Origin of the sequence: Alkalihalobacillus alcalophilus ATCC 27647 = CGMCC 1.3604 (assembly GCF_000292245.2) — a bacterium.
Lineage (GTDB): Bacteria > Bacillota > Bacilli > Bacillales > Bacillaceae_D > Alkalihalobacillus > Alkalihalobacillus alcalophilus.
Map to the genome: position 1 here is coordinate 21,453 of NZ_ALPT02000053.1, position 7,818 is coordinate 29,270.

A 7,818-nucleotide genomic window follows, 5' to 3' on the forward strand; every position below is an offset into this window, starting at 1 on the left:
GCTTATAGTTTATTTGCTAATTTAAAGTTTTATTAACATTTTACAAACAAAATCATGGGATTGTTTACTTGCTAATTTTGTAAAATCAGCAAAGCTTAACGATGCTTCTCCGTTCGCTTTATCAGATATGGAACGAATAATGACAAAAGGCACGTCATTCAATGCTGCTACCTGTGCCACTGCCGCCCCTTCCATCTCCACACAAACACCATCAAATTCTTCTCGTAACGCAACCACTTTATCGCGATCCGCCACAAATTGATCCCCACTTAAGACACGTCCTTTAATCACTTCAGCCACAGATAGTTCAATCGCTGCCTGTTCAGCAATTTCAACTAAAACAGGATCGGCCACAAAATCAGAGGTTCCTTCCTGCATCGGAATTTCACCTTTTTTAAAACCTAAAGCACTTCCATCAATGTCATGCTGCATTGCACTTGTTGATACGACAATATCCCCTACATTTAATGCCTCTAATAAACCTCCAGCAACCCCAGTGAATATTAAATGAGTTATTTTATATGTATCAATTAAAATTTGTGTCGTTAAAGCTGCATTTACTTTTCCTACTCCTGATTTACATAAGACAATATCATGCTCCAACATCAAACCCTCATAAAAGGTAACACCCGCTTTATTTGACTCAAGCTGAATATCCATTTCCGCTTTCATTTGTTCAATTTCTTCTTGCATTGCTCCAATAATTCCAACCTTCATCAATGACCACCTCGCTACATTTACTATGAATATCCTTTATTAGTTTATCTCTTTTTTTCTTTAGGTGAAAGTCTATTGTTCTAAAACCTATTTGCTTTATGTTTCTAAACAAATTTAATAACTAAATAAACCCAAGGAATATTGTCTCCTCGGGTCTTAATAAGTATCATCCTCTTCATAAGTCGGATCAGAAATAATGATGACAACACGACGATTCACTTGTAGGTTTTCGTTCGTCGTATTCGGAACAACAGGTCGTGTATCCCCATACCCCGTTGCCATAAAACGATTCGGATCGACTTCATTATTGTCAATTAAAAATCGAATCACACTACTTGCTCTCGCACCTGAAAGCTCCCAGTTTGAAGGGTATCTTACCGTTGAAATCGGTCGATTGTCCGTGTGCCCTTCGACTTTAATCATATTCGGAATTGCTTCAATTAAAGTCCCAACCTTTTCTAAAAAAGGCTTGGCTTCATCTAAAAGCCTTGCTTCCCCTGATTCAAAGGTCAACCTCTCTTGCAAGACAAGGACAACTCCACGATCATCTCGAGTCACTGAAATATGCTCAGATAGCTCATTATTAGAAATAAACTCATCTACCTCTTTTAGCAGTTCATCCATTTTGATCTCTTCAGCCATTTCAAAGCTTTCGGTGAACTCAGCTTCATTGACATCTCGATCAGGATGCTCAAATTCAATCATGGATGGCATAAAATCAAATACTTGCCTTTGATTAAATGAATCTGCCATAGCCCGAAAACGTTGATTGTCGATTTCTGACATCGAAAATAACATAACAAAAAACACTAAAATCAACGTCATTAAATCAGAAAACGTGACCATCCATTTTGGTGCACCTTTTTCAGGTACTTGTTTTCTACGCCTCAGCATTTTGTTCACCTTGTGACATAATTACTTCTTCTTTTTTGGGTTTTTGACGATTAAAGGCGTTTAGTTTTTCTTGAAGAATTTTCGGATTTTGACCAGATTGAACGCCAATAACCCCTTCAATAATGATTTGCTTTAAGAACACTTCCTCTTCTGTTTTATTCGCAAGCTTAGCAGCCATTGGTGTAAAAATTAAGTTTGCGAGTACAGCCCCATATAAAGTAGTGATCATCGCTATAGCCATTGCGGGTCCTAACAAGGCGGGATCGTCCATATTTTGTAGCATTAATACTAGCCCAATTAACGTCCCAATCATCCCCCAAGCAGGTGCATATTCTGACGCTCGTTCAAAAATAGAGCGGGCATGTCGGTGACGGTCTTCCATCGCAATCACTTCAGCCATTAAAATATCTTTAATCACATCCTGCTCAATCCCATCAACCGCGAGCAAGATTCCTTTTTTAATAAAACGGTCTTCTACTTCTTCAACACCTGCTTCAAGGGCAAGCAAGCCTTCTCTCCTTGCCTTACTTGACAATTCAACAAAAGTATCGATCAATTCCCCTATATTTTGTTCATTCGTTCTAAATACTTCAATCATCATCTTTGGAACAATTAAAATCTCTTTTAAAGAAAAGTTAACGACAAGTGCCGCTAACAATCCACCAAGTACGATAAAAATAGACGCCAAGTCCACAAATACTCCAAGACCACTAGGCCCTGCACTGGCGATTATCGCCATAAGGAGTACTGTCAGCCCTAAAAATAACCCTATTGGTGTCATCAGATCTAGCTTTTTCATATTCCACTCCCTGCCTGAATTAAACTTCTACAGTTACGATTTAGTTGAACTTCTAAATTCTATACGGTGTGGTAATACGACAATATGATCGTCAAGCTCTTCTTTATTCATGTACTTCGTCAGTAAACGCATTGAAACAGCTCCAATGTCATACATCGGCTGAACAACGGTGGTTAATGTAGGCCGGACCATCGTTGCAAGACGAGTATTATCAAAACCGATCACTTCAAAGTCCTCTGGAATTTGAAAACCGCGGTCCTGTGCTCCATGAATAACACCGAGAGCCATTTCATCATTTGCAGCAAATATCGCTGTCGGCTTGTCCGCAAGGTTAACAAACTTCTCCATTGCTTCGATCCCTGAATCATACGTGTAATCACCAAGAACAACTAATTCTTCGTCAAACTCAATATTGGCATCCTCTAAAGCAGAACGGTAGCCGGCAAATTTCTGAAACCCATTAACAGGATCATCAAGTGAACCTGAAAGCATTCCGATTTTTTGGTGGCCTTTTTCCGTTAATGATTGTATTGCATCATAGGCAGCTTGCTTGTAATCAATGTTAACAGATGGGATTTCCTTATCCGTATCTAATGTTGCAGCTAGCACAACTGGCACAGGTGAACGTTTAAATTGCTCCACATGCTCTTCTGTAATCTGACTTCCCATAAAGACAATTCCATCTACTTGTTTTTCTAATAAAGTATTGATGAGATGGATTTCTTTATCTTCGTTTTGGTCAGAGTTACATAAAATGATATTATATTTATACATCGTCGCAATGTCTTCAATACCTCGTGCAAGTTCAGCAAAAAAGATATTAGATATATCTGGAATAATAACCCCTACCGTCGTCGTTTTTTTGCTTGCAAGTCCTCGAGCTACAGCGTTTGGACGATAACCTAAACGCTCAATCGCTTCTAGCACTTTCTTTCTTGTTGTCGGCTTTACATTTGGATTGCCATTTACTACACGTGAAACAGTTGCCATCGAAACACCTGCTTCTCTTGCTACATCGTAAATTGTCGTATTCACTGTTATCCTCCTTTTTTTCACGTACCTTGATAAAAATATGTATAATTTATCATACGATACTACGGGGAGGTCCGCAATGTCTTTACATTACTTATATCGACAACTTTCGTAATCTTTTCAACAAAATTTCACGAAAATCACTTTCCCCGCTTTTTTCCAATTTTTTATTCATGACTTTTCCTTAAAAACACTCTATTCCTTACTATTATGTGCTCTTTATCGCTAGAAAACACTTCACTTCAAAATAATTTACATTCATTCCCTTTCACAAAATATGTAAAAGACAGCCCTTTTATTAAAAGGGCTGATCTTCATCTATCTTTATTATCTCATGACTTTTCCTTGATATAAACCTGATTTTTGTAATTCATCAATAAAATGATTAAATTGTGGTATATTCATCTGTTGAGCTGAGTCTGATAAAGCAACTGCTGGGTCAGGGTGAACCTCTGCCATAACAGCATCTGCTCCAATTGCCAATGCCGCTTTTGCTGTAGGTAGTAATAAATCACGGCGACCCGTTGAATGAGTCACATCCACTAATACAGGTAAATGTGTTTCTTGTTTTAAAATAGGGACCGCTGAAATATCTAACGTATTACGTGTTGCTTTTTCATACGTACGAATTCCACGTTCACAAAGCATAATTTGATCATTCCCTTTTGAAATGATGTATTCTGCTGCATGAATGAACTCTTCAATCGTTGCAGATAATCCACGCTTCAATAGGACTGGCTTTTTCACAGAACCAGCTGCTTTTAATAGTTCGAAGTTCTGCATATTACGAGCACCGATTTGGATAACATCAATGTAGTCAATCGCAAGTTCGACATCTGCTGGGTTTACAATCTCACTAATAACGACCATGTCTAACTCGTCAGCAACTCGCTTTAAGATCTGTAGCCCTTCTAAACCTAACCCTTGGAAATCATATGGAGATGTACGTGGTTTGAAAGCACCTCCACGTAACAATCTTAAGCCTCTATCCTTCATTGCTTTTGCAACCGTTAAGACTTGTTCATAACTTTCCACTGCGCATGGACCCATAATTAAATTTTGAGCACCATCCCCAATTTTTTCACCCTTTAAATCAACAATCGTATTCTCCGGATGTTTTTTACGAGACACAAGAAGAGCTTTGCTATTATCATCTTCCTGAAGCTCTAAACTAGCTTTAAAGATTTGTTTAAATATATGTTGAAGGGTTGATGTTTCGAAAGGACCCTCGTTATTTGCTGCAATATGATCGAGCATTTTTCTTTCACGGACAGGATCAAAGCGATTAACCCCTTGTTTCCCTTTTACTTTTCCAATTTCTTGAACGACTTCTGCTCTTTTATTAATTAATTCTAAGAGCTTGAGGTTCACCTCATCTAGTTCAGTTCTTAATACTTCTAACTGATCGTTACTCATTCTCTCCACTCCCTCATCTCAACTTCTTTTTTTGATTACGGTAATTATAGAACATTTACAGAACATTGTCACTATTTTTTTCTTTATTAATTAGACGCTTTTAAGCACTAAAGTATTTTTATTTGATTTTATGCTCTTTCTTTACAAAATTTAATTAAAAATAATTTATCCAAGTATAAAATTAACTTCTAAAAAAATCAACAATCATTACTTAAAAAAGACAAATTGTCACAAATTTCACCACCATTCACTTTCCCCTTACACAAAAGCCCCCCTATCTAGTAGAATGAAAAGAAAAGCGGAGAAAGGCGGTTAGGAACGAGGCCAAATCTAGAACCACTCTAGAAGTCGCTCTTTGACTTCTAAAGGGGGGCGGATTTTGCACGAGTTCCTGCCTTTCGCAGCCAGACACAAAAAGACTAAATACGGAGAAATTAGAAGGTGAAGAATGAAAATGGAACCATATAAACAACCACCGTTATTTGCCCTTGATATAGGAACACGTTCAGTCGTTGCCTTATTATTGCAACCTCATGAAGATCAATTTGAATTAATCGACATTGAAATCATTGAGCATAAAGAGCGCTCCATGTTAGATGGACAAATTCATGATATTCCTGCAGTTGCTGCTGCGATAAAAAAAGTAAAAGAAACTTTAGAGGAAAAGCATGGTCCGTTAAAAAAAGTTTGTGTTGCCGCTGCCGGGCGTTCTTTAAAAACGAGACGAGCTCAATTTGAATTAGACGTAAAAGGAAAACCGATCCTCAATCCAGAAGATGTATTGCATCTAGAATTAAGTGCGGTTCAAAAAGCTCAATTTGAACTAGCTCAAACAGAAATAAAAGAATCCTCTCTTCATTACTTTTGTGTTGGCTATTCAGTCTTAAATTATCAAATGGATGGAGAAATAATTGGTAGTTTAGTCGATCAAAATGGTGATCACGCGTCTGTTGAAGTAATCGCTACCTTTTTACCTAAAATTGTCGTTGAGTCGTTACTTTCTGCTTTAACACGAGCTGATTTAGAGCTTGAAGCTTTGACTCTTGAACCGATTGCAGCTATTAATGTGCTCATTCCTCCCTCCATGCGTAGGTTAAATGTAGCTTTAGTTGATATTGGGGCGGGCACATCTGACATTGCCATAACGGATGAAAATACGGTCGTTGCCTATGGCATGGTACCTGTCGCCGGGGATGAGATTACAGAAGCGGTTAGCGACCAATTTTTATTAGATTTCCCGGAAGCTGAACGAGTCAAAAGACAAATTCACACAGAGGATACAATTCAAATCGCTGATATTCTCGGGTTTGAAACCGAATATACAAAAGAAGAAATGGTAGCTCCTATTCGTGCTAATATTCGCCATTTAGCTCAAAAGATCAGTCACGAAATATTAGAGTTGAACGGCAAACCACCAAAGGCTGTAATGTTAGTAGGTGGTGGAAGTTTAACACCAGAGTTGCCCAAACATGTTGCTGAACTTTTACGTCTACCAGAAAATCGTGTCGCGATTCGTGGCATTGAAGCTATTCAAAAACTAAAAAAACAACGACAAATTCAATTGGTCCTGAGTTAGTAACACCGATCGGAATTGCCATTGCCGCTAAAGAAAACCCAATTGAATACTTAAGTATAACTGTCAATAATAAAAAACTAAGACTATTTGACATCAAAAATTTAACTGTTGGAGATGCTCTACTAGCAGCAGGTGTGGACATTGCGAAACTTTACGGAAAACCAGGCTTAGCTAAGATCGTGACGATTCAACAAAAAGTGACGACCATTCCAGGAGAACTTGGACATGCTCCTACTATTTTAAGAAATGGCGAAACAACTTCACTTCATGCTGTCATTCAAGCAAATGATGAAATCGTTGTAATGCCTGGAGAAGATGGTAAAGAAGTCACTGTTACAATTGCTGAAATTTACGGTGATGTACCAACCCTACCCCTTTTAATTAATGGGGAAATAGCGGAAATCCCTGGTTACTTTTTACAAAATGGAAAAAGAATAAAAAAAGAAGCCATTCTTAATGACCGTGATATCATTACGATTCAATACCCTGAAACGATTAAAGATGTATTAAATAGCTTGTCCATTGAACCGAAAACATTTGAACCGATTATGATTCAATTTGCAGGAAAAGAACAAACATTATTTCATCCAACACAACAGATTTTGCTTAATAAGACTAAAAGCACTTTATCAACTCGAGTCCATCGAAATGATTCCTTAACGATCCCAGAGTTTAACAAAGAGATTGAATGGACATTACAGCATATTGTGCATACATTACAAATTGAAGAGGAAAAACGAATTCAAGTTTTCTTTAATGATGAATTAATTACCTTAACAAAGCCGATATTTCAATACTATCGAGAAGAAGCATTGTTAACAAAAGAAGCAAAGATTTACAACGGGGACAAAATCACTGTCAAATCGATTGGAGATGGTCTGTTTATTTTGCAAGATATCTTTGCCGTCCAGGAAGTCATCATTCCCGAGAATAGTCGAAAGCAAATTGAGCTTTATAAAAATGGTCAACAAACTGGCTTTGCCGAACAAATCATTGATGGCGATAAAATCCAATTAATCATTAAGTAAAGTTCTCATTAATGAAACCGTTATTTGATTAGAGATTAATCAAATAACGGCTTTTTCATTATTGTTCGGCGACTTTTCGTACCCTAATTTCTCCAGCTTAGCTTTTTTATTACTTATCCCAAGTTTTTCGTACCCTAATTTTACCTGCTCGGCTTTTTCATTACCTATCTCAAGTTTTTCGCACTCTAATTTGACCTGCTCGGCTTTTTCATTACTTATCCCAAGTTTTTCGTACCCTAATTTTACCTGCTCGGCTTTTTCATTACTTATCTCAAGTTTTTCGCACTCTAATTTGACCTGCTCGGCTTTTTCATTACCTATCTCAACGTTTTTCGTACCCTAATTTGACCTGCTCG

The 7,818-nt window shown here is 37.5% G+C and carries 7 protein-coding genes; 2 read left to right on the forward strand and 5 right to left on the reverse strand.

What is annotated here, in order from left to right; genetic code table 11:
* Positions 1-21 precede the first annotated feature (21 nt).
* The 5 genes from BALCAV_RS14170 to BALCAV_RS14190 form a co-directional block, all read right to left on the reverse strand.
* Entirely contained in the window at positions 22-717 is a 696-nt protein-coding gene (locus BALCAV_RS14170; protein ID WP_003320985.1) for a 5'-methylthioadenosine/adenosylhomocysteine nucleosidase, read from the reverse strand.
* Between the two features lie 156 nt (positions 718-873).
* Positions 874-1,611 carry a flagellar motor protein MotS gene (gene motS / locus BALCAV_RS14175; RefSeq protein WP_003320986.1) on the reverse strand — a complete coding sequence of 246 codons (738 nt, stop codon included), beginning with the start codon at positions 1,609-1,611 and terminating at the stop codon, positions 874-876.
* Entirely contained in the window at positions 1,598-2,410 is an 813-nt protein-coding gene (motP, locus tag BALCAV_RS14180; protein WP_003320987.1) for a flagellar motor protein MotP, read from the reverse strand. The genes motS and motP overlap by 14 nt, the downstream gene beginning before the upstream one ends.
* Positions 2,411-2,443: 33 nt before the next feature.
* The gene (ccpA, locus tag BALCAV_RS14185) at positions 2,444-3,445 is read right to left on the reverse strand and encodes a catabolite control protein A (RefSeq protein ID WP_003320988.1); all 1,002 of its coding nucleotides are present in this window, start codon (positions 3,443-3,445) and stop codon (positions 2,444-2,446) included.
* A 324-nt stretch (positions 3,446-3,769) separates the two neighbouring features.
* Entirely contained in the window at positions 3,770-4,858 is a 1,089-nt protein-coding gene (locus tag BALCAV_RS14190) for a bifunctional 3-deoxy-7-phosphoheptulonate synthase/chorismate mutase (RefSeq protein WP_003320989.1), read from the reverse strand.
* Between the two features lie 448 nt (positions 4,859-5,306).
* Here BALCAV_RS14190 and BALCAV_RS23285 point away from each other — a divergent pair, with 448 nt between their 5' ends.
* On the forward strand, positions 5,307-6,434 hold the full coding sequence (locus BALCAV_RS23285; RefSeq protein ID WP_326938315.1) for a cell division protein FtsA: 1,128 nt from the start codon (positions 5,307-5,309) through the stop codon (positions 6,432-6,434).
* Between the two features lie 134 nt (positions 6,435-6,568).
* A complete protein-coding gene (locus tag BALCAV_RS23290) occupies positions 6,569-7,462 on the forward strand; it encodes a hypothetical protein (protein ID WP_326938316.1) in 894 nt (297 codons plus the stop codon).
* The last annotated feature ends 356 nt before the right edge of the window (positions 7,463-7,818 follow it).

What these genes read in the sequence shown, in the direction of transcription:
- BALCAV_RS14170 (WP_003320985.1), bottom strand. Translation starts at nt 717, where the DNA reads ATGAAGGTTGGAATTATTGGAGCAATGCAAGAAGAAATTGAACAAATG.
- motS (WP_003320986.1), bottom strand. Translation starts at nt 1,611, where the DNA reads ATGCTGAGGCGTAGAAAACAAGTACCTGAAAAAGGTGCACCAAAATGG.
- motP (WP_003320987.1), bottom strand. Translation starts at nt 2,410, where the DNA reads ATGAAAAAGCTAGATCTGATGACACCAATAGGGTTATTTTTAGGGCTG.
- BALCAV_RS14190 (WP_003320989.1), bottom strand. Translation starts at nt 4,858, where the DNA reads ATGAGTAACGATCAGTTAGAAGTATTAAGAACTGAACTAGATGAGGTG.
- BALCAV_RS23285 (WP_326938315.1), top strand. Translation starts at nt 5,307, where the DNA reads ATGAAAATGGAACCATATAAACAACCACCGTTATTTGCCCTTGATATA.